The sequence below is a fragment of the Pseudomonas sp. yb_5 genome (assembly GCF_043103865.1).
GTDB classification, from domain to species: Bacteria; Pseudomonadota; Gammaproteobacteria; order Pseudomonadales; family Pseudomonadaceae; genus Aquipseudomonas; species Aquipseudomonas putida_Y.
The window spans coordinates 15,479-38,377 of the sequence record NZ_JBICKE010000124.1; the positions used below are offsets into that span (position 1 = coordinate 15,479).

At 62.8% G+C, this 22,899-nt stretch carries 18 protein-coding genes; 14 read left to right on the forward strand and 4 right to left on the reverse strand.

The features are described 5' to 3' along the window. Positions 1 to 29 precede the first annotated feature (29 nt). Positions 30 to 914 carry a hemin ABC transporter substrate-binding protein gene (locus ACF8GF_RS21860; protein ID WP_392462319.1) on the reverse strand — a complete coding sequence of 295 codons (885 nt, stop codon included), beginning with the start codon at positions 912 to 914 and terminating at the stop codon, positions 30 to 32. A 148-nt stretch (positions 915 to 1,062) separates the two neighbouring features. On the opposite strand from ACF8GF_RS21860, the gene ACF8GF_RS21865 reads away from it, so the two are divergent. Next, positions 1,063 to 1,380, forward strand: a complete 318-nt coding sequence (locus tag ACF8GF_RS21865; protein WP_021784782.1) for a Rieske (2Fe-2S) protein — start codon at positions 1,063 to 1,065, stop codon at positions 1,378 to 1,380. Here ACF8GF_RS21865 and sfsA read toward each other — a convergent pair. Together sfsA and ACF8GF_RS21875 are read right to left on the reverse strand one after the other, a co-directional pair. Beyond that, entirely contained in the window at positions 1,370 to 2,083 is a 714-nt protein-coding gene (gene sfsA, locus ACF8GF_RS21870; RefSeq protein WP_176685361.1) for a DNA/RNA nuclease SfsA, read from the reverse strand. The two genes, ACF8GF_RS21865 and sfsA, sit on opposite strands and share 11 nt — an antisense overlap. Next, positions 2,083 to 3,255, reverse strand: coding sequence for a pyridoxal phosphate-dependent aminotransferase (locus ACF8GF_RS21875; RefSeq protein ID WP_176685362.1), 1,173 nt, complete (start codon positions 3,253 to 3,255; stop codon positions 2,083 to 2,085). Before ACF8GF_RS21875 ends, sfsA begins: the two co-directional genes overlap by 1 nt. 210 nt (positions 3,256 to 3,465) lie before the next feature. Here ACF8GF_RS21875 and dksA point away from each other — a divergent pair, with 210 nt between their 5' ends. From dksA to ACF8GF_RS21940, 13 genes are all read left to right on the forward strand, one after another. Next, positions 3,466 to 3,912, forward strand: a complete 447-nt coding sequence (gene dksA / locus ACF8GF_RS21880; protein WP_003250009.1) for an RNA polymerase-binding protein DksA — start codon at positions 3,466 to 3,468, stop codon at positions 3,910 to 3,912. Between the two features lie 63 nt (positions 3,913 to 3,975). Then, positions 3,976 to 4,863 carry a tRNA glutamyl-Q(34) synthetase GluQRS gene (gene gluQRS / locus ACF8GF_RS21885; protein WP_176685363.1) on the forward strand — a complete coding sequence of 296 codons (888 nt, stop codon included), beginning with the start codon at positions 3,976 to 3,978 and terminating at the stop codon, positions 4,861 to 4,863. Positions 4,864 to 5,108: 245 nt separating this feature from the next. Then, positions 5,109 to 5,285 carry a hypothetical protein gene (locus ACF8GF_RS21890; RefSeq protein ID WP_003250005.1) on the forward strand — a complete coding sequence of 59 codons (177 nt, stop codon included), beginning with the start codon at positions 5,109 to 5,111 and terminating at the stop codon, positions 5,283 to 5,285. Continuing rightward, complete coding sequence (locus ACF8GF_RS21895; RefSeq protein WP_176685364.1) at positions 5,269 to 8,244, forward strand: sensor histidine kinase; 2,976 nt, start codon at positions 5,269 to 5,271, stop codon at positions 8,242 to 8,244. Before ACF8GF_RS21890 ends, ACF8GF_RS21895 begins: the two co-directional genes overlap by 17 nt. A 4-nt stretch (positions 8,245 to 8,248) precedes the next feature. Beyond that, on the forward strand, positions 8,249 to 9,691 hold the full coding sequence (locus tag ACF8GF_RS21900; protein WP_392462321.1) for a sigma-54-dependent transcriptional regulator: 1,443 nt from the start codon (positions 8,249 to 8,251) through the stop codon (positions 9,689 to 9,691). Positions 9,692 to 10,658: 967 nt separating this feature from the next. Continuing rightward, entirely contained in the window at positions 10,659 to 12,041 is a 1,383-nt protein-coding gene (locus tag ACF8GF_RS21905) for a polynucleotide adenylyltransferase PcnB (protein ID WP_176685366.1), read from the forward strand. After that, positions 12,038 to 12,517: a 2-amino-4-hydroxy-6-hydroxymethyldihydropteridine diphosphokinase gene (gene folK / locus ACF8GF_RS21910; RefSeq protein WP_176685367.1), complete on the forward strand. Its 480-nt coding sequence runs from the start codon at positions 12,038 to 12,040 to the stop codon at positions 12,515 to 12,517. The genes ACF8GF_RS21905 and folK overlap by 4 nt, the downstream gene beginning before the upstream one ends. A 262-nt stretch (positions 12,518 to 12,779) precedes the next feature. Beyond that, a complete protein-coding gene (gene panB, locus ACF8GF_RS21915; protein ID WP_392488534.1) occupies positions 12,780 to 13,580 on the forward strand; it encodes a 3-methyl-2-oxobutanoate hydroxymethyltransferase in 801 nt (266 codons plus the stop codon). Next, positions 13,577 to 14,440, forward strand: a complete 864-nt coding sequence (gene panC, locus ACF8GF_RS21920) for a pantoate--beta-alanine ligase (RefSeq protein ID WP_392488535.1) — start codon at positions 13,577 to 13,579, stop codon at positions 14,438 to 14,440. The genes panB and panC overlap by 4 nt, the downstream gene beginning before the upstream one ends. 207 nt (positions 14,441 to 14,647) lie before the next feature. Continuing rightward, positions 14,648 to 16,312, forward strand: a complete 1,665-nt coding sequence (gene pgi, locus ACF8GF_RS21925; RefSeq protein ID WP_176685370.1) for a glucose-6-phosphate isomerase — start codon at positions 14,648 to 14,650, stop codon at positions 16,310 to 16,312. A gap of 180 nt (positions 16,313 to 16,492) precedes the next feature. Next, positions 16,493 to 18,427 carry an acetate--CoA ligase gene (gene acs, locus ACF8GF_RS21930; RefSeq protein WP_392488729.1) on the forward strand — a complete coding sequence of 645 codons (1,935 nt, stop codon included), beginning with the start codon at positions 16,493 to 16,495 and terminating at the stop codon, positions 18,425 to 18,427. Between the two features lie 42 nt (positions 18,428 to 18,469). Further along, on the forward strand, positions 18,470 to 19,339 hold the full coding sequence (locus ACF8GF_RS21935; RefSeq protein WP_209963401.1) for an oxygenase MpaB family protein: 870 nt from the start codon (positions 18,470 to 18,472) through the stop codon (positions 19,337 to 19,339). Between the two features lie 79 nt (positions 19,340 to 19,418). After that, positions 19,419 to 22,355 carry a DUF748 domain-containing protein gene (locus tag ACF8GF_RS21940; RefSeq protein WP_392488730.1) on the forward strand — a complete coding sequence of 979 codons (2,937 nt, stop codon included), beginning with the start codon at positions 19,419 to 19,421 and terminating at the stop codon, positions 22,353 to 22,355. Between the two features lie 121 nt (positions 22,356 to 22,476). Here the strand turns inward: ACF8GF_RS21940 and ACF8GF_RS21945 are convergent, their stop codons facing one another. Continuing rightward, positions 22,477 to 22,890, reverse strand: a complete 414-nt coding sequence (locus ACF8GF_RS21945) for a VOC family protein (RefSeq protein ID WP_010955354.1) — start codon at positions 22,888 to 22,890, stop codon at positions 22,477 to 22,479. Positions 22,891 to 22,899 lie beyond the last annotated feature (9 nt).

The following is a 22,899-nucleotide window of genomic DNA, read 5'->3' on the forward strand; positions in this document are numbered from 1 at the left end:
GAACAACGTACGTGACTGGACCCGTTGTTTCATTGTGCGAAGCTGGCCTGAGCAGCCGGGTAGAAGGTGGCTGCCAACGACTGCAAGGTCGCCGGTAGCCGAGGCCCGAGCCCGCCGACCAACAGCGTCGGGTCCAGTGAGACCAGGCGTTTCTCACGCACGGCCCGCGAGGCAGCCAGCGCGGGGTTTTCTTTCAACAGCGCCTGCAAGGCCTGCTCACCGGCCAGCGCCCGGTCGGAAAACACGATCACATCCGGGTCAAGCGCCGCCAAGGCTTCGTTGGAGAAGTTCTTGTAGCCCTGGTGCGCGGCCAGGTTTCGCCCACCCGCCTGGCCCAGCAGCCAGTCACCGGCAGTGCCTTGCCCGGCAATCAGCGGCTTGGCCCCGGCATGACCGACCAGCAGCAACACCCCAGGAGCCTGCTCCCCGGCCTGGGCCAGCTTGACGTTGACATGCAACGCATCGAGCCGCTGGCGGTAGTCAGCTACAAGCGCGGACGCTTGCTGCTCTGCACCGAGCAACTGCCCCAGGTGCCTGAGGTTTTCATCTACTGCCGGCAGCTCGGCCTTGCTGGAGAACAACTCGACCCGCACGCCGGCCTTGCGGATTTGCGCCAGTACCGGCGGCGGTCCCATTTCCTCGGTGCCCACCAGCACATCCGGGCGCAAGCTGAGAATGCCTTCGGCCGACAGCTGTCGTTGATAACCCACACTGGGCAACGACTTCAACGAGGCCGGGTGCTGACTGGTAGTGTCCACACCGACCAGGCGTGCTTCGCCGCCCAATGCGGTTATCCACTCGCTCAAGGCGCCACCAGCACTGACCCAGCGTTGCGGCAGTTCGGCTGCCAAGGCTTGGGTTGAGAGCACAAGGCTTGCACACAAAGCGAGAAAAGCAGCTGGACGGCGCATCATCGGGTTCCTTCTGAAGACGGGCTGCACGCCTTGTGGCGAGCGGCGGAACTGCGCACCATATACAGCCGGGCGCAGCGAATGCGGGCAATTTGATAATTATTCGCATTGGAGCGTCAAGCCATCACGTGTCTCACGAGCCATCCTTGCCATGCACTTCCTTTGTCCATCCCTCAGCCTGGCCGAGGGCCAAAGCCGCGCCTTCAGCGTAGACGGCCTCGAACTGTTCGGCGTGCGTCGCCAAGGTCAGGTGTACCTGTACCGCAACCGCTGCCCGCACCGGGACATCCCACTGAACTGGGCAGACGACGCGTTTCTGGATGACAGCGCCAGCCTCATCCACTGCGCCCATCACGGTGCGCTGTTCCTGATAGAAAGCGGCGAATGCGTGGCAGGGCCCTGCGAGGGTGAGCAACTGCAGCCCCTGGGCTGCCACGAAGACAGCCAGGGCATCTGGTTCAAGGGGTAAGCAGCACCGGCAAGCGGCGATCAATGACGATACCCTCGGCGTCCAGCCGGGTGCCATAGGCCAGCACCTCCACCCCGTCCGCTACTGCAGCGCGCAGCGCCTGGGCGTAGGCCATATCGATTTCCTCGGCCGGGCGCACAGCGTCGATACCGGTCAGGTTCACGCAATACAGCTGCACGGCCCGCACGCCCTGCCGGGCCAGCGCTGCCAGCTCGCGCAGGTGTTTCGCACCGCGCTGAGTCACCGCGTCGGGGAAGGCCGCAACAGCAGTGTCGGGGTAGCCCAGCGTCACACTTTTGACCTCGACATAGGCCGGGGCACCCTCGAACTCCAGGCGAAAGTCGATACGGCTGCCTTCCTCGCCATAGGCCACTTCGCGCCTGAGTGCAGTGAAGCCGGCCAGTTCAGTGATAGTGCCGGCGCGCAGGGCCTCTTCGACCAACGCATTTGCCCGCCCGGTATTCACGCAGGCCAACCGCCCCTGGGGGGTTTCGCTGATTTCCCAGGTGCCTGGCAGCTTGCGCTTGGGGTCGTTGGAGCGGCTGAACCACACCTGCCCACCTTCACGCATGCAGTTAAGCATGGAGCCGGTATTCGGGCAGTGGATAGTCATCTGCTCGCCGCTGGCCAGTTCGATATCGGCCAGAAAGCGCTTGTAGCGACGCAGCAGGCGGCCCTGCTCGAGTGACGGAGAGAAACGCATCAGCCTTGCCAGCTCTGCAGGCCACGGGCAATGCGCTGCACCGCTTCTTCCAGGCGCGGCAGGCTCTGGGTATAAGCGAAGCGCACATGGTGCCCGGCCAGGTGGCGACCAAAGTCCAGGCCCGGCGTGAACGCCACGTGCTCGGTTTCCAGGAAGTGTCGGCAGAATGCGAACGCGTCACCGCCAAAAGCGCTGATATCGGCATACAGGTAGAACGCGCCTTGCGGCTCGACGGCAATGCGGAAACCCAGTTCACGCAGGGCGGGCAGCAGGTAGTCGCGACGGCGGGCGAATTCGGCGCGGCGCTCTTCGAAAATGGCCAGCGCCTCGGGCTGGAAACAGGCCAGCGCGGCATGTTGGGCCATGCTCGGCGCACTGATGTACAGGTTCTGCGCCAGTTTCTCCAGGTCGGCCACCGCACCGGGCGGGGCCACCAGCCAGCCAAGGCGCCAACCGGTCATGCCGAAATACTTGGAAAAACTATTCAGGACAAATGCCGAGTCGTCGACTTCCAGCACGCTTGGCGCGTCGATGCCGTAGGTGAGGCCGTGGTAGATCTCGTCCACCACCAGATGACCATGCCGCTCATGGGTGGATTTAGCCAGACGGGCCAACGCTTCGCGCCCCAGCACGGTTCCGGTCGGGTTAGCCGGCGAAGCGACCAGGGCGCCGACGGTGTCCTTGTCCCAGTAGCGCTCAACCAGGTCGGCAGTCAGTTGGTAATTCACGTCCGGGCCCACCGGTACCAATTGGGCCCCGCCCTCGACCAGGCGCAGGAAGTGGCGGTTGCACGGGTAACCCGGATCGGCCAGCAGCCAGTGCTTGCCCGGGTCCACCAGCAGGCTGCTGGCCAGCAGCAGCGCGCCGGAGCCACCCGGGGTAATAAGGATGCGCTCCGGGTCGATATTCAGGCCATAGCGCTGCCCATAAAAGCCGGCAATTGCCTCACGCAGTGCCGGCAGACCGCGTGCGGCGGTGTAGCGAGTGTGCCCGGCGGCCAGCGCGGCCTGGCCGGCAGCGACGATGGGGGCAGCCGTGGTGAAGTCCGGCTCGCCGATTTCCAGGTGAATCACATCGTGCCCGGCCGCCTGCAGCTCGTTGGCACGGGCCAGCAGCGCCATGACGTGGAAAGGTTCGATGGCGCGGCTGCGCGCACTGTAGGGTTGGGCCATGACCTTCTCTCAATTGGGTCTAAACTGGAGATTCTACCTCTGCACACCACCGAACGTACCGCTCAGGCCAGTGTCAATTAGCAGGATCGGGCGGGGTAGCGCACCCCCGATCTATCTGGTAAGTTCGGCGGCTCGCAGTCGCAGGGCCGGCGGTCGCCGGAGATGGAGCATCCTGCGCATTGGATCAGATGAGTGAGAGGCGGTCTATTCATGTCCACCCTAGAAAAGCAAAAAGCCAACCAGAATCTTTATGGGGTTGCACCCTATCAGGAGACCAAGGGTGAGGAGTACATGGGTGAGCCCATGCGCAAGCACTTCACCAAGATCCTCACTGGCTGGAAGCAAGAGCTGATGGTCGGCGTCGACAAGACCGTTGACCATATGAAAGAAGAGGCAGCCAACTTCGCAGATCCCGCAGACCGCGCATCCCAGGAAGAGGAATTCGCCCTCGAACTGCGCAACCGCGACCGCGAGCGCAAGCTGATCAAGAAGATCGATAAAACCCTGCAGAAGATTCAGGACGAGGAGTACGGCTGGTGCGAGTCGTGCGGCATCGAGATCGGCTTGCGCCGCCTGGAAGCCCGCCCGACCGCCGACCTGTGCTTCGACTGCAAGGAAATTGCCGAGAAAAAGGAAAAAACGGTCGGCAAAGGCTGATCTTTCTTCCACCTGAACGGGGCGCATCATGCGCCCCGTTTCATTTATATACCCAGCCTGACCATGACCGACTCCAGCTACATCGGGCGCTTCGCCCCCACCCCCAGCGGCTTCCTGCACTTCGGCTCGCTGGTCGCCGCCCTCGCCTCCTGGCTCGATGCCCGCGCCGTCAACGGCCGCTGGCTGCTGCGCATGGAAGACACCGACCCGCCCCGGGAAATGCCCGGCGCGCGCGATGCCATCCTCCAGACGCTGGAACGTTACGGCCTGCAATGGGATGGCGAGGTGGTATTCCAGAGCCAGCGCCACGATGCCTATGCCGCCGTGGTAGACCGCCTGTTCAACATGGGCCTGGCGTACGCATGCACCTGCTCGCGCAAGCAGCTGGAAAGCTACAACGGCATCTACCCAGGCTTTTGCCGCGACGCCGGGCATGCCCGTGAAGGGGCGGCCATCCGCTTGCGGGTGCCGGAGCTGATCTACCGCTTTACCGATCGAGTGCAGGGTGAGTACCAGCAACACCTGGGGCGTGAGGTGGGCGATTTCGTCATCCAGCGTCGTGACGGGTTGTACGCCTACCAGCTGGCCGTGGTGCTGGACGATGCCTGGCAGGGTGTTACCGACATCGTGCGTGGCGCCGACCTGCTCGACAATACCCCGCGCCAGCTGTACCTGCAGGAACTGTTGGGCTTCTCACAGCCGCGTTACCTGCATATTCCGCTGATCGTGCAGCCAGATGGGCACAAGCTGGGCAAGTCGTACCGTTCCCCGCCACTGCAGGCGGAGCATGCTACCCCCCTGCTGTTGCGGGCATTGCGGGCGCTGGGGCAGGAGACGGACCCGGAACTGCTGTTGGCTACGCCGGCAGAGGTGCTGGCAGTCGCGCGCACGCAGTGGCGGCCAGAAGCGATCGCGCAGCGGACCACGGTGCCGGAGGCTGATTTGCGCTGAACCTTTACCGGTCTCTTCGCGGGCGCGCCCGCTCCCACAGGGTCCTCAATAAACCTAGAGGCAACGCTTTACCTGTAGGAGTGGGTTCACCCGCGAAGAGGCCGGCACATTCATTCCTCCTCTCAAAAACAAAAGCCCAGTAAATTCAAACCCTTGGCTAACGCTGTGGATTCCCGCTAGCATCCCCCCTGCCATTTGCGCCAATAATAAGTTCAAGCCCGCAGCGCCCAACCATCGAGGCCAGCATGTACATCTATCGTTTGGTCCTGCTTCTGGTCGTGGGGATCTACCTGTTCTCCCCGGCCATCATGGACTGGTGGATCGAACCGACCGGAGCCTGGTACCGCCCCTACCTGCTCTGGCTGATCCTGATCGTCGTCACCTTCATCCTGCAGAGCCAACGAGATGCCGATGAGCTTTAGCCTGACCCAGATGATCCTGATCAGCGCCGGGTACCTCATGGTGCTGTTCGGCGTGGCCTGGATCAGCGAGCGTGGGCTGATCCCGCGTTCGATCATTCGCCACCCACTTACCTACACCCTGTCGCTGGGCGTTTACGCCAGTGCCTGGGCTTTCTATGGCTCGGTTGGCCTGGCCTACCAGTATGGTTACGGCTTCCTTGCCTGTTACCTGGGGGTGTCTGGCGCATTCCTGCTGGCGCCGGTGCTGCTCTACCCGATCCTCAAGATCACCCGCACCTACCAGCTGTCATCGCTGGCCGACCTGCTGGCCTTCCGCTTCCGCAGTACCTGGGCCGGAGCCTTGACCACCATCATCATGCTGATTGGCGTGCTGCCGTTGCTGGCCCTGCAGATCCAGGCGGTGGCCGACTCGATAAGCATCCTTACCGGTGAACCGGTCAAGGCCCGGGTGGCCTTTGCCTTTTGCACGCTGATCATTCTGTTCACCATCTTCTTCGGCTCGCGGCACATCGCCACGCGCGAAAAACATGAGGGGTTGGTATTCGCCATCGCCTTCGAGTCGGTGATCAAACTGCTGGCCCTGGGCGGTATCGGCCTGTATGCCTTGTATGGCGTATTCGGCGGCCCGCACGAGCTGGAAGTCTGGCTGTTGCAGAACCAGACCGCCCTTGCCGCCCTGCACACACCCCTGCAGGAAGGCCCATGGCGTACCCTGCTGCTGGTGTTCTTCGCCTCGGCCATCGTCATGCCGCACATGTACCACATGGCCTTTACCGAAAACCTCAACCCGCGCTCGCTGGTCAGCGCCAGTTGGGGCCTGCCGCTGTTCCTGCTGCTGATGAGTCTTGCCGTGCCGCTGGTGCTGTGGGCCGGCCTGCGTCTGGGCGCCAGCACCAACCCCGAGTACTTCACCCTGGGCCTGGGCATCGCCGCCAACAACCAGGCATTGGCACTGCTGGCCTACATTGGCGGCCTGTCGGCAGCCAGCGGCCTGATCATCGTCACCACCCTGGCGCTGTCGGGCATGGCCCTTAACCATCTGGTGCTGCCGCTTTACCAGCCCCCGGCCGAGGGCAACATCTACCGTTGGCTGAAGTGGACCCGCCGTGCACTGATCGTCGCCATCATCACCGCCGGCTTCATGTTCTACCTGAGCCAGAACTACCACCAGAGCCTGGCCAACCTGGGCATCGTCGCTTTCGTCGCCACCTTGCAGTTCCTGCCTGGGGTGCTGTCGGTGCTCTACTGGCCAACCGCCAACCGCCGCGGTTTCATCGCCGGGCTGCTGGCCGGCACCCTGGTGTGGATGGTGACCATGCTGCTGCCGCTTCTCGGCAACTTGCAGGGCTTCTACATCCCGCTGCTGGACATGATCTATGTGCTGGACGATACCAGCTGGCACATGGCAGCCATCGCCTCGCTGGCGGCCAACGTGCTGCTGTTCACCCTGATCTCGCTGTTCACCAACGCCAGCAACGAAGAGGTCAGCGCGGCCGAAGCCTGTGCCGTGGATAACGTGCGCCGCCCGCAACGCCGCGAACTGCATGCCGCTTCGCCGCAGGAGTTCGCCACCCAGCTGGCCAAGCCGCTGGGCGCCAAGGCCGCGCAAAAGGAAGTGGAGCAAGCGCTACGCGATCTCTACCTGCCGTTCGACGAACGCCGCCCCTATGCCCTGCGCCGCCTGCGCGACCGCATCGAGGCCAACCTGTCCGGCCTGATGGGGCCGAGCGTGGCCCAGGACATGGTCGAGACTTTCCTGCCGTACAAGTCCGGTAACGAAAACTACGTGACCGAAGACATCCACTTCATCGAAAGCCGCCTGGAGGACTACCACTCGCGCCTGACCGGGCTGGCCGCCGAACTCGATGCCCTGCGCCGCTACCATCGCCAGACCCTGCAGGAGTTGCCCATGGGCGTCTGCTCGCTGGCCAAGGACCAGGAAATCCTGATGTGGAACAAGGCCATGGAAGAGCTCACCGGCATCGCCGCCAAGCATGTGGTCGGCTCGCGTCTGGTCACCATCGACGAGCCTTGGCGCGGCCTGCTGCAAGGCTTCATCAACGTGCCCGACGAGCACCTGCACAAGCAGCGCCTGGCGCTGGACGGCCAGCCGCGCTGGCTGAACCTGCACAAGGCAGCCATCGACGAGCCACTGGCCCCCGGTAACAGCGGGTTGGTACTGCTGGTGGAAGACCTTACCGAAACCCAGGCACTGGAAGACAAGCTGGTGCACTCCGAGCGCCTGGCCAGCATCGGCCGCCTGGCCGCCGGCGTGGCCCACGAAATCGGCAACCCGATCACCGGTATCGCCTGCCTGGCGCAAAACCTGCGCGAGGAACGCGAAGACGATGGCGAAATCATCGAGTTGTCCAGCCAGATCCTTGACCAGACCAAGCGCGTATCGCGCATCGTCCAGTCGCTGATGAGCTTCGCCCATGCCGGCGGCAGCCACCAGAACAGCGAGGAGCCTGTGTGCCTGGCCGAAGTGGCACAAGATGCCATCGGTCTGCTGGCGTTGAACCGGCGCAATTTCGAAGTACAGTTCTTCAACCTTTGCGACCCGGACCACTGGGCCGAAGGTGACCCGCAGCGCCTGGCCCAGGTACTGATCAACCTGCTCTCCAACGCCCGCGATGCCTCGCCGCCCGGCAGCGCCGTGCGCGTGCGCAGCGAGGTTAACGAGCACACCGTCGACCTGATCGTCGAAGACGAAGGCAGCGGGATTCCGAAGACCATCATGGACCGCCTGTTCGAACCCTTCTTCACCACCAAGGACCCGGGCGAAGGAACCGGACTGGGGCTCGCTCTGGTCTATTCCATCGTGGAAGAGCATTATGGGCAAATCACCATCGACAGCCCGGCCGATATCGAACGGCAACGTGGCACCCGGATCCGCGTGACCCTGCCCCGGCATGTCGTAGCGACGTCCCCTGAAATTCGAGACCGTCGAGAGAATTGAATCAATGCCGCACATTCTGATCGTCGAAGACGAAACCATCATCCGCTCGGCCTTGCGTCGTCTGCTTGAGCGGAACCAGTACCAGGTCAGCGAGGCCGGCTCGGTGCAGGAAGCCCAGGAACGCTTCAGCATTGCCACTTTCGACCTCATCGTCAGCGACCTGCGCCTGCCAGGCGCACCCGGCACCGAGCTGATCAAGCTCGGCCAAGGCACCCCGGTGCTGATCATGACCAGTTACGCCAGCCTGCGCTCAGCGGTGGACTCGATGAAAATGGGCGCGGTGGACTACATCGCCAAGCCCTTCGACCATGACGAGATGCTGCAGGCAGTGGCGCGTATTCTGCGCGACCGGCAAAACGCCCCGGCTGCGGCACCACCTGCCGAGCCACGCGCCAGCAATGGCAAGGTTGCAGCGTCCGACAAAGGCAGCGCAGCAACGGCCAATGGCGAAATCGGCATCATCGGCTCGTGCCAGCCCATGCAGGACATGTACAGCAAGATCCGCAAAGTCGCGCCTACCGACTCCAATGTGCTGATCCAGGGCGAGTCGGGCACAGGTAAAGAGCTGGTGGCCCGCGCCCTGCACAACCTGTCTCGCCGGGCCAAGGCACCGATGATCTCGGTGAACTGCGCAGCCATCCCCGAAACGCTGATCGAATCCGAACTGTTCGGCCACGAAAAAGGCGCGTTCACTGGCGCCAGCGCCGGGCGCGCCGGCTTGGTGGAGGCCGCCGATGGCGGCACGTTGTTCCTCGATGAGATTGGCGAACTGCCGCTGGAAGCCCAGGCTCGCCTGCTACGTGTGCTGCAGGAAGGCGAGATACGCCGGGTAGGTTCGGTGCAGTCGCAAAAGGTCGATGTGCGCCTGATCGCCGCGACCCACCGCGACCTGAAAAACCTGGCCAAGGCCGGCCAGTTCCGTGAAGACCTGTATTACCGCCTGCACGTCATTGCCCTGAAGCTGCCGGCCCTGCGCGAGCGTGGCAGCGACGTCAACGAGATCGCCAGCGTCTTCCTCGCCCGCCAGAGCGCTCGCATCGGCCGCGACGACCTGCACTTCTCGGCCGAGGCCGAGCAAGCCATTCGTCACTACAGCTGGCCCGGTAACGTGCGTGAACTGGAGAACGCCGTGGAGCGCGCGGTGATCCTCAGCGAGAGCGCAGAAATTTCCGCCGAGCTGCTTGGCATCGACATCGAGCTGAGCGACCTGGAAGAGGACGACATCCTCGACAATGCCCTGGTGGTGTCCAGCGCGGCCAATGCGAGCCACGAGCCGACCGAAGACCTGTCGCTGGAAGACTACTTCCAGCACTTCGTGCTTGAACACCAGGACCACATGACCGAGACCGAACTGGCACGCAAGCTCGGCGTCAGCCGCAAGTGCCTGTGGGAACGCCGCCAACGCCTGGGCATCCCACGGCGCAAGAGCAACGCTACCAGCGAATAACCCACCTGCGCACCGCACGCCGTAGCCTATGCGGCGTCGGTGAGATCGAGCGCCGCCCGCGCGGCGCTTCGCGGCTAAAGCCGCTCCTACATTTGTTTCGGGCCAGTCCCTCCTGTGCCACGCGCGCACGACCGCCTTGTTGTACGACGCAATCTCGAGCCATGCGCCAAGGCATTCGCGCGCAAATCCCACAGAAAAAATTGGACCGGACAAATGTAGGAGCGGCTTTAGCCGCGAAGCGCCGCGCGGGCGGCGCTAGGTCTCACAGGCGCAGAACGTGTCACGGCGCCCCGCAGGTAACACATCACCTCCCGTAAAAATCTGTTACCCCAGCCTTCCGCCGTAACAGTCCCCGAGGCGTACGGTAACGAAATCCCGACCTTTTCGACCTGCCAAGAATTGCAAAACCCGCTCAAACCCCTGATTTTGCTGGGCTTTCAAAAGTTGGCACGGCACCTGCTATATCTTTGGTACAAGAACAATAACAAGCACTGCAACTCATAATAAGAACAAGACGAAACGGCTCACGCACAATAAAAACAAGATGGCGGAGGCGCAGCTAACTGATTCTTTTGGAGAGGATGCGTGTTTGGGGCTTGCCCCACAACCAGGCAGAGAACAACAAAAACTGCACTAAAAAGCAGCGCCTGAACTGGTTGGATCGACAGATCAACGTGTCATCAGCGGCCAAAGCAATCCGTTTGCTCTTTACCCCCGGTTTGGGGGTCGTCCACAAGTTTCGAGATTTGTGGACAGGGCGCTCAACAAAAACAAGAAGCCCAGCAAAAAAACAATAAGAGCACGCAATGACTTCTTGGGGAGCTTAGGCTCCCCTTGTCATTTCTACCCTTCTGGCAGGCATCCTGCTACCCGCCTACACCATTCCCCGAGTAAATGCTAGAATCCCCGCCCATCATGCGGCCATTCTCCTATTCTTGGCCGAACATTCCTTCACACAGTGCATCCCATGCTGAAGAAGCTGTTCCAGTCTTTCCGCCCGCCCGTACCGGGCCCGCACCACAGGCGCACCACGCCCGAGGTGATCAACAAGAGCCAGCACTCGCTGCAGCGCCACCAGTTCAGCCGTCATGCGGTTAACATCGTGGAGCGCCTGCAAAGCGCCGGCTACCAGGCTTACCTGGTCGGTGGCTGTGTCCGCGACCTGATGCTGGGCATCACGCCGAAGGACTTCGACGTGGCCACCAGTGCCACCCCCGAACAGGTCCGTGCCGAGTTCCGCAACGCCCGCATCATTGGTCGCCGCTTCAAATTGGTCCACGTGCATTTCGGCCGTGAGATCATTGAAGTCGCCACCTTCCGCGCCCACCACTCCGAGGACGACCAGGGCGATGCCCACCGTTCGTCGCATAACGCCAGTGGTCGCATTCTGCGAGACAACGTGTACGGCACCCTGGAAGAGGACGCGCAGCGCCGCGATTTCACCATCAACGCCCTGTACTACGATCCGGTCAGCGAACGCATTCTCGATTACGCCAACGGTGTGCACGACGTGCGCAATCGCCTGCTGCGGCTGATCGGGGACCCGACCCACCGCTACCAGGAAGACCCGGTGCGCATGCTGCGCGCGGTGCGCTTTGCCGCCAAGCTCGACTTTGGCATCGAAAAGCACACCTTCCTGCCGATCCGCGGTCTGGCCCCGATGCTGCGCGAGATTCCACCCGCACGCCTGTTCGAGGAATGCCTCAAGCTGTTCCTCAGCGGCCAAGGTGCCATGGCCTTCGAAATGCTGGTCGATCTGGAGTTGTTCGAACCGCTGTTCCCGGCCAGTGCCCAAGCGCTGGACGAGCGGCCGACCTACACCCACACGCTGATCAGCCAGGCGCTGAACAACACCGACCTGCGCGTGAAACAGGGCAAGCCGGTGACACCAGCCTTCCTGTTCGCTGCTCTGCTCTGGCCTGCTTTGCCGGCCCGTGTGCTGCACCTGCAGAACCAAGGCGTGCCGCCGATCCCGGCCATGAACGGTGCGGCCCACGACCTGATCGCCGAGCAGTGCGCGCGCATTGCCATCCCCAAGCGTTTCACTCTGCCGATCCGCGAGATCTGGGACATGCAGGAGCGCCTGCCGCGCCGCAGCGGCAAGCGCGCCGACATGCTGCTGGACAACCCGCGTTTCCGCGCCGGTTACGACTTCCTGCTGCTGCGTGAAAGCGCCGGGGAAGAGACCGACGACCTGGGCCAGTGGTGGACCGATTACCAGGACGCAAACGACAGCGAGCGCCGCGAGATGATCCGCGAGCTTGGCAGCCGTGACGAAAGCGCCGGCCCGCGCAAACGCAAGCGCAGCGGCAGCAAACGCAAGCGCAGTGGTGACGAGGCGTTCGAGTGACCATTCGTGCCTACGTAGGCCTGGGCAGCAACCTGGACGCCCCTGCCGAGCAGTTGCGTAGCGCCTTGCAGGCGCTCGACCAGGTCGAAGCCACGCGCCTGGTAGCTGCCTCGGCCCTGTACACCAGCGATTCGCTGCTGCCCGGCCAACCGCGCTACACCAATGCCGTCGCCGCCCTGGACACCGCCCTGGCACCACTGGCATTGCTCGATGCGCTGCAGGCCATCGAAAACGACCAGGGCCGCGTGCGCAAAGAGCGCTGGGGCCCCCGCACGCTGGATTTGGACATCCTGCTGTTCGGTGACCAGGTGCTCGACCAGCCACGCCTGAAAGTGCCGCATTACCACATGCATGCCCGCCCCTTCGTGCTGTATCCGTTGGCCGAACTGGTACCGGGCGATTTCCGCCTGGCCGATGGCCGCATCCTCGCGCAACTGCTTGACGACTGCCCGTTCGTCGGCCTGGAACGCTTGTAAACCGGGCGTTCCAGCCTGCATTGCCAACTCGGTAACGCCAGTAACACCCTGATCGTAACAATGCGGTAACAGGGTGATTGACTTCCCACACCTCGCTCACGACTATAGGCGTCCCGTGTGGCACCAAAGTGCCGCATACCCGTATTTAGGCCCGGACGGACCTGTGCCCGAACATCACGCGCGATGATGTGCCGCTCCGGAAGATGACTACACGCGTTGAATGCAGTCGTTTTTTACAGCGCCTGAACGAGGAATTTCCTACATGCCTGAAGTAACCCTTACCACCCTTAACGGCTTCAAGGCCAAGGGTGAAAAAATCACCATGCTGACCTGCTACGACGCGACCTTCGCCAAGGCCGCCAGCCTGGCCGGCGTTGAAGTGTTGCTGGTGGGCGACTCGCTGGGGATGGTCCTGCAGGGCCACGACAGCACCTTGCCAGTAACCACGGCGGACATGGCCTACCACACCGCCAGCGTCAAACGCGGCAACGACGGCGCGCTGATCCTCACCGACCTGCCGTTCATGGCCCATGCCACTCCGGAGCAAGCCTTTGCCAACAGCGCCACACTGATGCAGGCCGGCGCCCACATGGTCAAGATCGAAGGCGCAGCCTGGCTGGCCGAAACCATCCGCTTGCTGGCCGAACGTGGTGTGCCAGTCTGCGCGCACATGGGCCTGACCCCGCAAACCGTCAACGTGCTGGGCGGCTACAAAGTGCAGGGCCGCCAGGAAGCCCAGGCCCGGCAGATGCGCGCCGACGCCATTGCCCTGGAGCAGGCCGGTGCGGCCATGCTGCTGCTCGAATGCGTACCCAGCGAACTGGCGGCGGAAATCACCAACGCCGTAGGCATCCCGGTAATCGGCATTGGCGCCGGCAGCGCCACCGATGGCCAGGTACTGGTACTGCACGACATGCTCGGCCTGTCGCTGAGCGGCCGGGTACCGAAGTTCGTGAAGAACTTCATGCAGGGCCAACCGGATATCCACAGCGCCCTCGTCGCTTACGTCGAGGCAGTCAAGCAAGTCAGTTTCCCAGGCAGCGAACACGGGTTCAGTGCATGAATACAGTCAAGACCGTCCGCGAACTGCGCGCGGCAGTGGCCCGCGCTCGCGGTGAAGGCAAACGCATCGGTTTTGTGCCGACCATGGGCAACCTGCACAGCGGCCATGCAGCCTTGGTGTCCAAGGCTGCGCAGCGCGCCGATTTCGTGGTCGCCAGCATCTTCGTCAACCCGCTGCAATTTGGTGCCAACGAAGACCTCGACAAATACCCACGCACCCTGGCAGCCGACCAGGAGCGCCTGGTGCAGGCCGGCTGCAACCTGCTGTTCGCGCCCACCGTGGAAGAGATGTACCCCGACGGCATGAGCGTGCAAACCCGCGTCAGCGTGCCCCAGCTTTCCGAAGGCCTGTGCGGCGCCAGCCGACCTGGGCATTTCGAAGGCGTGGCCACCGTAGTGAACAAGCTGTTCAACATGGTCCAGCCAGACCTTGCCGTGTTCGGCGAGAAGGACTATCAGCAGCTGGCGGTGATCCGCGCCATGGTGCGCGACCTGAACGTGCCGATCCAGATCATCGGCGAACCCACCGTGCGTGCCGAGGATGGCTTGGCGCTGTCATCGCGCAATGGTTACCTCACGCCAGAGCAGCGTACTGCTGCGCCAGCGCTGTACCGCACACTGCAGCACATTGCAGCGGGCATCGGCCGTGGCCAGCGGGATTTTGCCGCGCTGGTCGCTGAAGGCCAGGCACAACTGAGCGCAGCGGGTTTCCGTCCGGATTACCTGGAAGTACGCCATGCCGTAAGCCTGCGCCCGGCAGTGATCGATGATCGAGACCTGGTGGTGATTGCGGCGGCTTACCTGGGTAACACGCGGTTGATCGACAACCTCTACCTGCATGTGGAAGAGAAGACCGCATAATGGTCTTGGGCTGCCTTGCAGTCCATTCGCAGACAAGCCCGCCCCTACACGTTCAGCTGTAGGGGCGGACTTGCTTGTAAGCCCCCCCAAAATCCCCCTTCCTTAGCCATTCCCAGCGCGTGGCCTTTGCCTATAATGATGCCAGCCTGAACCCGGCAATGGCTGCCGTGTCCAAGCCCTCACCACGCACCAAGGGAACCCCGCGCAATGGCGTATTACCGTACACCCCACGATGTGACGGCCCTGCCCGCCTGGCAGGCGCTTCAGAAACACCGCGACGCCATGCAAAGCTTCAGCATGCGCGAAGCCTTCGCCGCCGATGCCAAGCGCTTCGACCAGTTTTCCCTTAGCGCTTGCGGCCTGTTCCTCGACTACTCGAAAAACCTGATCACCGAGCAAAGCCGCGATCTGCTGGTCAACCTGGCCAATGAAGTGGGCCTGCAGGACGCCATCAAGTCGATGTTCGGTGGTGAGATCATCAACGCCTCCGAAGGCCGCCCGGTGCTGCACACCGCCTTGCGTCGGCCCGTAGGCGACAAACTCAATGTAAACGGCGTGAACGTCATGCCGGAAGTGCACAAGGTGCTCAACCAGATCACCGAACTGGTCGGCCGCATTCACGATGGCCTGTGGCGCGGCTACAGCGAAAAGCCGATCACCGACGTGGTCAACATTGGTATTGGCGGTTCGTTCCTCGGCCCCGAGCTGGTGTCCGAAGCGCTGCTACCCTACGCCCAGCGCGGCGTACGCTGCCACTACCTGGCCAACATCGACGGCAGTGAGTTCCACGAGCTGTCGGCCAACCTGCGCGCCGAAACCACCTTGTTCATCGTCTCGTCGAAGTCGTTCAACACCCTCGAGACGCTGAAAAACGCCATGGCTGCGCGGACCTGGTACCTGGCCCAAGGCGGCTCGGAAGCCGAGCTGTACCGCCACTTCATTGCAGTGTCCAGCAACAAGGCCGCTGCTGTAGCGTTCGGTATCCGCGAAGAAAACATCTTCCCGATGTGGGATTGGGTGGGCGGGCGCTACTCACTGTGGTCGGCCATCGGCCTGCCGATCGCCCTGGCCATCGGCACTGCCAACTTCAAGGAACTGCTGTCCGGTGCCTACACCATGGACCAGCACTTCCAGACCGCACCGTTCGACAAGAACATGCCGGTGCTACTGGCCCTGTTGGGCGTGTGGTATGGCAACTTCTGGGACGCGAACAGCCACGCGATCCTGCCGTACGACCACTACCTGCGCAACATCACCAAGCACCTGCAGCAGTTGGACATGGAATCCAACGGCAAGAGCGTGCTGCAAGACGGTACCCCGGTGAAGACCGACACCGGGCCGGTGATCTGGGGCGGCGTGGGCTGCAACGGCCAGCATGCCTACCACCAGTTGCTGCACCAGGGCACCCAGCTGATTCCGGCCGATTTCATCGTGCCGGTGGTGAGCTTCAACCCGGTGGCCGACCACCACCAATGGCTGTACGCCAACTGCCTGTCGCAGAGCCAGGCGCTGATGCTGGGCAAGACCCGCGAGGAAGCCGAAGCCGAATTGCGCGGCAAAGGCCTCAACGAAACGGACATCGAAAAGCTGGCCCCGCACAAGGTGATCCCGGGTAACCGCCCGAGCAACACGTTGGTGGTCGAGCGCATCAGCCCGCGCCGCCTAGGTGCGCTGGTGGCCATGTACGAGCACAAGGTGTTCGTCCAGAGCGTTATATGGGGTATCAACGCGTTCGACCAGTGGGGCGTTGAGCTGGGCAAGGAACTGGGCAAGGGCGTTTACCAGCGCCTGGTCGGCAGCCTGGAAGACAGCGCCGAAGACGGTTCCACCCAGGGCCTGATCAACTACTTCCGCGGCCGTCACCGCGGTTGATCCGAAGCTTGTGCCGGCCTCTTCGCGGGTAAACCCGCTCCTACGAGACTATGCATTACCTCGTAGGAGCGGGTTTACCCGCGAAGAGGCCGGCCCAGGTTGAACACCTCTCCCAGCTACACTGTCTTATCGAATAGCCGTTGCAGTCCATCGCCCCTTACAAGAGCAGGACCACCCGCCATGTTCGATATCCGCAATTACCCAAAGGCCCTGGCCGTCAGCCAGTCCGCCACCCTCAGCACCGACGACTACCACCGCCTCTACCGCCAGTCGGTCGAAGACCCTGACACGTTCTGGGCAGAACAAGCCAAACGTCTGGACTGGATCAAGCCCTGGTCGACCGTGCAGCAGTGCGACCTCAAGACCGGCAAGGCCCGCTGGTTCGACGGCGCGCAACTCAATGTCAGCTACAACTGCATCGACCGCCATCTGGCCCAGCGCGGCGAGCAAACGGCCTTGCTGTGGGAGGGCGACGACCCCAAGGACTCCAAGGCCATCACCTACCGCGAACTGCACCGTCAGGTCTGCCGCCTGGCCAATGCAATGAAAGCGCGTGGTGTGAAGAAAGGCGATCGGGTGTGCATCTACATGCCAATGATCCCCGAGGCCGCCTTCGCCATGCTCGCCTGCACCCGCATCGGCGCCATCCACTCGGTGGTGTTCGGCGGTTTTTCCCCCGATGCCCTGCGAGACCGTATCCTCGATGCCGACTGCCGCACCGTGATCACCGCCGATGAAGGCGTGCGTGGTGGCAAACGCATCCCGCTGAAACAGAACGTCGACAAAGCCTTGGCCAACTGCCCGGCGGTCAGTAGCGTCTTGGTGGTGCGCCGCACTGGCGGCGATGTGGCCTGGGTCGAGGGCCGCGACCTCTGGTACCACGAAGCGACGAAGGCCGCCGGCGACGACTGCACTCCTGAGCCGATGGAAGCCGAAGATCCGCTGTTCATCCTCTACACCTCCGGCAGTACCGGCAAACCCAAAGGGGTGTTGCATACCACCGGCGGCTACCTGCTGCAGGCAACGATGACCTTCAAGGTGGTGTTCGATTATCGTGACGGCGAGGTGTTCTGGTGCACCGCCGACGTCGGCTGGGTGACCGGCCACAGCTACATCGTCTATGGCCCACTGGCCAATGGCGCAATCTCGCTGATGTTCGAAGGCGTACCCAACTACCCGGACACCTCGCGCTTCTGGCAGGTGGTGGACAAGCACCAGGTGAACATCTTCTACACCGCCCCGACTGCCCTGCGCGCACTGATGCGCGAGGGCTCTGCGCCGCTGCAGAGCACCTCGCGCAAAAGCCTGCGCCTGCTGGGCAGCGTCGGTGAGCCGATCAACCCGGAAGCCTGGGAATGGTATTTCGAGGAGGTCGGGCAGAAGCGCTGCCCGATTGTGGATACCTGGTGGCAGACCGAAACCGGCGGCATCATGCTCACCCCACTGCCCGGCACGCAGTCGCTCAAACCCGGCTGCGCCACCCAGCCAATGTTCGGCGTGCAACCGGTGCTACTGGATGAAAAAGGCAAACTGATCGAAGGCCCCGGCGCCGGCCTGCTGGCGATCAAGGCCAGCTGGCCCGGGCAGATCCGCAGTGTCTACGGCGACCACCAGCGGATGGTCGATACCTACTTCAAGCCCCTGCCCGGCTACTACTTCACCGGCGACGGTGCCCGCCGCGATGCCGATGGCGACTACTGGATCACCGGGCGCATCGACGATGTGATCAACGTTTCCGGGCACCGCATCGGCACCGCAGAAGTAGAAAGCGCACTGGTGCTGCACGACAGCGTGGCCGAAGCCGCGGTGGTCGGCTACCCCCACGACCTCAAGGGCCAGGGCGTCTACGCCTTCGTCACGACCATGAATGGCGTGTCGCCGGATGACGCACTCAAGGCCGAGCTGCTGGCCCTGGTCAGCAAGGAAATCGGCAGCTTCGCCAAGCCTGAGCTGATTCAGTGGGCGCCAGCACTTCCCAAGACGCGCTCAGGCAAGATCATGCGGCGTATACTGCGCAAAATCGCCTGCAACGAGCTGGAGAATCTGGGCGATACCTCGACCCTGGCCGACCCAAGCGTGGTACAGGGCCTGATCGACAAACGCCTCAACCAGTAACCGGCGGCCGCCAATCATGGCCGCCCTGCACAACAGGTCGCCATGGAAGCCCTTCGTCGCCGCATCGAAACCCAGGTCATGAGCCTCACTGGGCTGGCCCTCGGCCAGCTCGACCTGGAATCGCCCAAGGGCGACCCCGGCCTGTTCGGCCCGCACAGCATCAGCTGGCGGGTACATGGCGACTTCCCGAGCATGCTGGTCGGTGGCATCAGTGCGCTGATGCTGCAGTTGTTGCATCCACTGGCCCTGGCCGGTGTGTGGGACCACTCCAATTTCCGTGAAGACCTGCTCGGCCGCTTGCGCCGTACCAGCCAGTTCATTTCCGGCACCACCTTCGGGGCCACTGGCGATGCCGAGTGGCTGATCGACAAAGTGCGCACCATTCACCTGCAGGTCACCGGCACGGCACCAGATGGCCGCCCCTATGCGGCCAGCGACCCGGACCTGTTGACCTGGGTGCATGTAGCGGAGGTCAGCAGTTTCCTAGCCGCCCACCTGCGTTACCGCAACCCACACCTGCCACGCGCCGAGCAGGATGCCTATTACAACGAAATCGCCCTGATCGCCGAGCGCCTCGGTGCCCGTGACGTGCCGCGCTCGTGCCAGCAAGTTGAAGACTATCTGCAACACATACGCCCGCAGCTGCACTGTGATGCGCGCAGCCATGAGGTGATACGAATCCTGCTCGACGCCCCTGCCCCCAGCCGCCTGGCACAGCCGGTTGGCAAACTGATGCTGCACGCGGGTATCGACTTGCTGCCCGGCTGGGCCCAGGCCATGCTCGGCCTGCAGCACGGGCCCCTGCAGCAGCGCCTGATCCGCCTGGGCCTGCGACGCACCGCGCCCGTCCTGCGCTGGGCAATGCGCGACGGCTCGGCACACCGGGCCAAACGGCGCATGGGCATTGATTGAGCGCAAAAAGGTCGCCCCTGCGGAACTGATTTAACGTGCCATACTCCAAGCACTCCTGCTTAGACAGACGAAGCGACACATGTACAAAGGATTGACTCGCGCCGCTGGCGCAATCGTGGCCCTGGTAGCCCTGTATAGCCTGCTCGGCTTTCTCATTCTTCCCGGTGTCGCACTGCGCATCGCCAACCAGCAGTTGGCCCAATACGCCACCGTGCCGGCCCACCTCGAACGGATCGAACTCAACCCCTTCAGCCTCGAGCTGACGCTGTGGGGCCTGCAGATCGGCGAACCGGGCAAGGAGCAGGTCGGTTTCGAGCGTCTTTACGCTAACGCCTCGCTCGACAGCCTGTGGACCAAAGCCCTGCATCTGGAAGCGGTGGAACTCGACAAACCGCGCAACGAAGTGCGGTTCGCCAAGGACGGTACCCTCAACCTGACCGGGTTGTTCAAACTACCGGCCAGCGAAGCCAAACCCGAAGAACCGCCCAGCGACCCGTTCCCGCTGCGTATTGGCAGCATCAAGCTCGTCCAAGGCTACCTGCACTTCGAGGACCTGCGCCCCAGCGAGCCGATCGAGTTTCTCTACGACAACATGAATCTGGAGCTGAAAAACCTCAGCACCCTGCCCAACGACAGCGCCGACATGACCTTGGTGGCCAGTGGCCCCAACGGCGGACACATCGACTGGAAGGGCACCCTGAGCCTGTCGCCGATCGCCTCCGAAGGCACGCTGAAGGTCACTGACGGCAAGATGAAGCTGTTCTGGCCCTACGTGCGCGATGCCGTGCCACTGGTGCTGGAAGACGGCGTGTTCAACCTCGATACGCATTACACGCTCAACCTCGCCAAACAGACCGAGCTGCTGCTGGATAACGCCTCCGTACACATCGCGCCATTCGCCATCAAGGCGCCGGATGGCCGACCGTTGGTACGTCTGGCCAGCCTGGAGGTTAGCGAAACCTCCATCGATCTGGTCAAACAGCAGGTCACCGTCGGCAAGGTCCGCAGCGAAAAACTCGAAACCTGGGCGGCGCTGGAAAAAGACGGCCAGCTCGACTGGCAGAAGCTGTTCGCCAGCCAACCCGCCAAGGCCACGCCCCAGGAAAAGGCCGAGCCGGCTGCCGCAGAACCTACGCCTGAAGAGAAAGCTGCCAAGGAGCCAAGCAAACCTTGGCAAGTGCTGCTCAAGGACGTGCAGTTGCGCAATTACCTGGTGCACCTGGCAGATCGCAGCCAGAAGGAACCGGTAACGTTGGACATTGGCCCCCTCAACGCCGACCTGCAAGGTTTCGACAGCCTCAACCAGTCGCCCTTCACCGTCAAACTCGACACAGGTGTGGGTAAGCAAGGCAAGCTGCAGGCCGCAGGCCAGGTCAACCTGGCACCGATATGGGCAAAGCTGGATGTGAGCACCCGCGACATCGACCTGCGTGTGGCCCAGGCCTACATCAGCCCGTTCATCCTGCTGGAGCTGCGCAGCGGCATGCTCTCCAGCGACCTCAAGGTCGACCTGAAGAACACCGAGCCGCTGGCCTTCAATGTTACCGGCAAGGCGCAGGTCAGCCAGTTGCATACGCTGGACACCATCAAGAGCCGCGACTTCGTCAAATGGCAGCAGGTGAACGTGGACGGCTTGTCCTACGTGCACGGCGATGCACTGTCGATCGACAAGGTGACCCTGCTGCAGCCCTATGCACGCTTCATCATCAACGAAGACCGTACCACCAACGTCAATGACCTGCTGATCCCCCAACCGGCCGGCACCCCGACGAGCAGCCAGGCCAAGCCGCCCACGGCCAGCAACAGCAAGCCGCTCGGCATTCGCATCGGCCAGATCGACATCAAGGACGGCTCGGCCAACTTTGCCGACCTGTCGCTTACCCCCAACTTCGCCACGGCCATCCAGCAACTCAACGGCCAGATCGGCACCATCGACAACCGCAAGCCGCTGCCGGCCAATGTCGACGTCAAGGGCAAGGTGGACCGCTACGCACCGGTTACCATCAAGGGCGCACTCAACCCGTTCAACCCGCTGGCCAGTCTGGACATTGCCACCAGCTTCAAGCGCGTCGAACTGACCACGTTGACCCCCTACTCCGGCAAGTTCGCCGGCTTCCGCATCCGCAAGGGCCGGCTGAACCTGGACCTGCACTACTTGATCACCAACGGTCAACTCAAGGCCGAGAACAAGGTAGTAGTGGAACAACTGCAACTGGGCGAGAAAGTCGACAGCCCGGATGCGGTCGACCTGCCGATCCGCCTGGCGGTGGCATTGCTGAAGGATACCGAGGGCAAGATCTCGATCGAGCTGCCGGTGTCTGGCGACCTCAACAACCCGCAATTCAGCGTGATGCCGATCGTTTGGCAAACCCTGCGCAACCTGGTACTGCGCGCGGCGCAGGCACCATTCAAATTCATTGGCGGGCTGATCAGCGGCGGCGGCTCGGAAGACCTTGGCAACGTGGCGTTCGCCCCGGGCTCCAGCGAACTCAGCGGCGATGCCCAGGCGTCCCTGGACAAGCTGGCATCCGCGCTGAAAGAGCGCCCGGGACTGCGCCTGGAAATCGAAGGCACCAGCGCCCAGGCCAGCGATGGCCCGCTGATTGCCCAAAAGCGCCTGGAGCGTGAGTACCAGACTATCTGGTACAAGATCCTGCAGCGACGGGGTGACAAGGTGCCGGCCAATGCCTCGATGCTGGTGATCGACGACGACGACAAGCCCGCGATGCTCGAAGGCATTTACCGCACCCGCCTGAAAAAGCAGCCGCCAGCAGAATGGGAGCAACTGAGCCGTGACGAGCGCACCACCAAGCTGCGCGAAGCCGTGATCAAGTCATGGGCTGAGAGTACCGCCTTGCTGCGTACACTGGGCCAGGAGCGGGCCAGCAGTATCAAGGATTACCTGGTGGACAAGGGCAAGCTGGAAGATGACCGGGTGTATTTCATCGATACCAGCCTGGGCCAGCCTGAAAGCGATGGGCGGGTGATTACGCCGATGCACCTGGATGCCGAGTAATCCCCTCTGGCAGGCCTGGCCTCTTCGCGGGCACGCCCGCTCCCACAGAGATGGCGCACAACCTCGGACCTGCGCAATACCTATGGGAGCGGGCGTGCTCGCGAAGAGGCCAGCACGGGTTTCAAACCAACCGCTGCCCCGACACCGCCGGGTGATACAGCGGTTGAACCTTGTTCCCAGCCGGGTCCAGCAGGTGGAAGCTACGCGCGCCGTCACCATGATTGAACGGCCGGTCGAGCAAGGTCACGCCATGAGCCTTGAAGTACTGGTACCAGGCCTCCAACTCCTCCACGCTGTCGACAATGAATCCATAGTGATCCAGGGTCTGTAACCCGTTGGCCGCTCCTGCCCCACGCCCAAGCGACAGGTTGTCGTTACCGCAGGTGAGGTACACCAGGTCCTCATTGGCGCGATTCAGCACTTCCATGCCCAGCACATCGACGTAGAAGCGTTCACATTCTTCCAGGTTGGGCACCAGCAGGGCGATGTGGCGCAGGCCATTCAGGCGGCCAGGGCGTGCAGGCAATTCGGACATTGGCGGAGC

What these genes read in the sequence shown, in the direction of transcription:
- sfsA (WP_176685361.1), bottom strand. Translation starts at nt 2,083, where the DNA reads ATGCGTTTCTCTCCGTCACTCGAGCAGGGCCGCCTGCTGCGTCGCTAC.
- ACF8GF_RS21935 (WP_209963401.1), top strand. Translation starts at nt 18,470, where the DNA reads ATGGAAGCCCTTCGTCGCCGCATCGAAACCCAGGTCATGAGCCTCACT.
- ACF8GF_RS21945 (WP_010955354.1), bottom strand. Translation starts at nt 22,890, where the DNA reads ATGTCCGAATTGCCTGCACGCCCTGGCCGCCTGAATGGCCTGCGCCAC.
- ACF8GF_RS21890 (WP_003250005.1), top strand. Translation starts at nt 5,109, where the DNA reads ATGTACATCTATCGTTTGGTCCTGCTTCTGGTCGTGGGGATCTACCTG.
- ACF8GF_RS21860 (WP_392462319.1), bottom strand. Translation starts at nt 914, where the DNA reads ATGATGCGCCGTCCAGCTGCTTTTCTCGCTTTGTGTGCAAGCCTTGTG.
- gluQRS (WP_176685363.1), top strand. Translation starts at nt 3,976, where the DNA reads ATGACCGACTCCAGCTACATCGGGCGCTTCGCCCCCACCCCCAGCGGC.
- ACF8GF_RS21940 (WP_392488730.1), top strand. Translation starts at nt 19,419, where the DNA reads ATGTACAAAGGATTGACTCGCGCCGCTGGCGCAATCGTGGCCCTGGTA.
- dksA (WP_003250009.1), top strand. Translation starts at nt 3,466, where the DNA reads ATGTCCACCCTAGAAAAGCAAAAAGCCAACCAGAATCTTTATGGGGTT.
- ACF8GF_RS21865 (WP_021784782.1), top strand. Translation starts at nt 1,063, where the DNA reads ATGCACTTCCTTTGTCCATCCCTCAGCCTGGCCGAGGGCCAAAGCCGC.
- panC (WP_392488535.1), top strand. Translation starts at nt 13,577, where the DNA reads ATGAATACAGTCAAGACCGTCCGCGAACTGCGCGCGGCAGTGGCCCGC.
- ACF8GF_RS21905 (WP_176685366.1), top strand. Translation starts at nt 10,659, where the DNA reads ATGCTGAAGAAGCTGTTCCAGTCTTTCCGCCCGCCCGTACCGGGCCCG.
- ACF8GF_RS21900 (WP_392462321.1), top strand. Translation starts at nt 8,249, where the DNA reads ATGCCGCACATTCTGATCGTCGAAGACGAAACCATCATCCGCTCGGCC.
- ACF8GF_RS21875 (WP_176685362.1), bottom strand. Translation starts at nt 3,255, where the DNA reads ATGGCCCAACCCTACAGTGCGCGCAGCCGCGCCATCGAACCTTTCCAC.
- pgi (WP_176685370.1), top strand. Translation starts at nt 14,648, where the DNA reads ATGGCGTATTACCGTACACCCCACGATGTGACGGCCCTGCCCGCCTGG.
- panB (WP_392488534.1), top strand. Translation starts at nt 12,780, where the DNA reads ATGCCTGAAGTAACCCTTACCACCCTTAACGGCTTCAAGGCCAAGGGT.
- ACF8GF_RS21895 (WP_176685364.1), top strand. Translation starts at nt 5,269, where the DNA reads ATGCCGATGAGCTTTAGCCTGACCCAGATGATCCTGATCAGCGCCGGG.
- acs (WP_392488729.1), top strand. Translation starts at nt 16,493, where the DNA reads ATGTTCGATATCCGCAATTACCCAAAGGCCCTGGCCGTCAGCCAGTCC.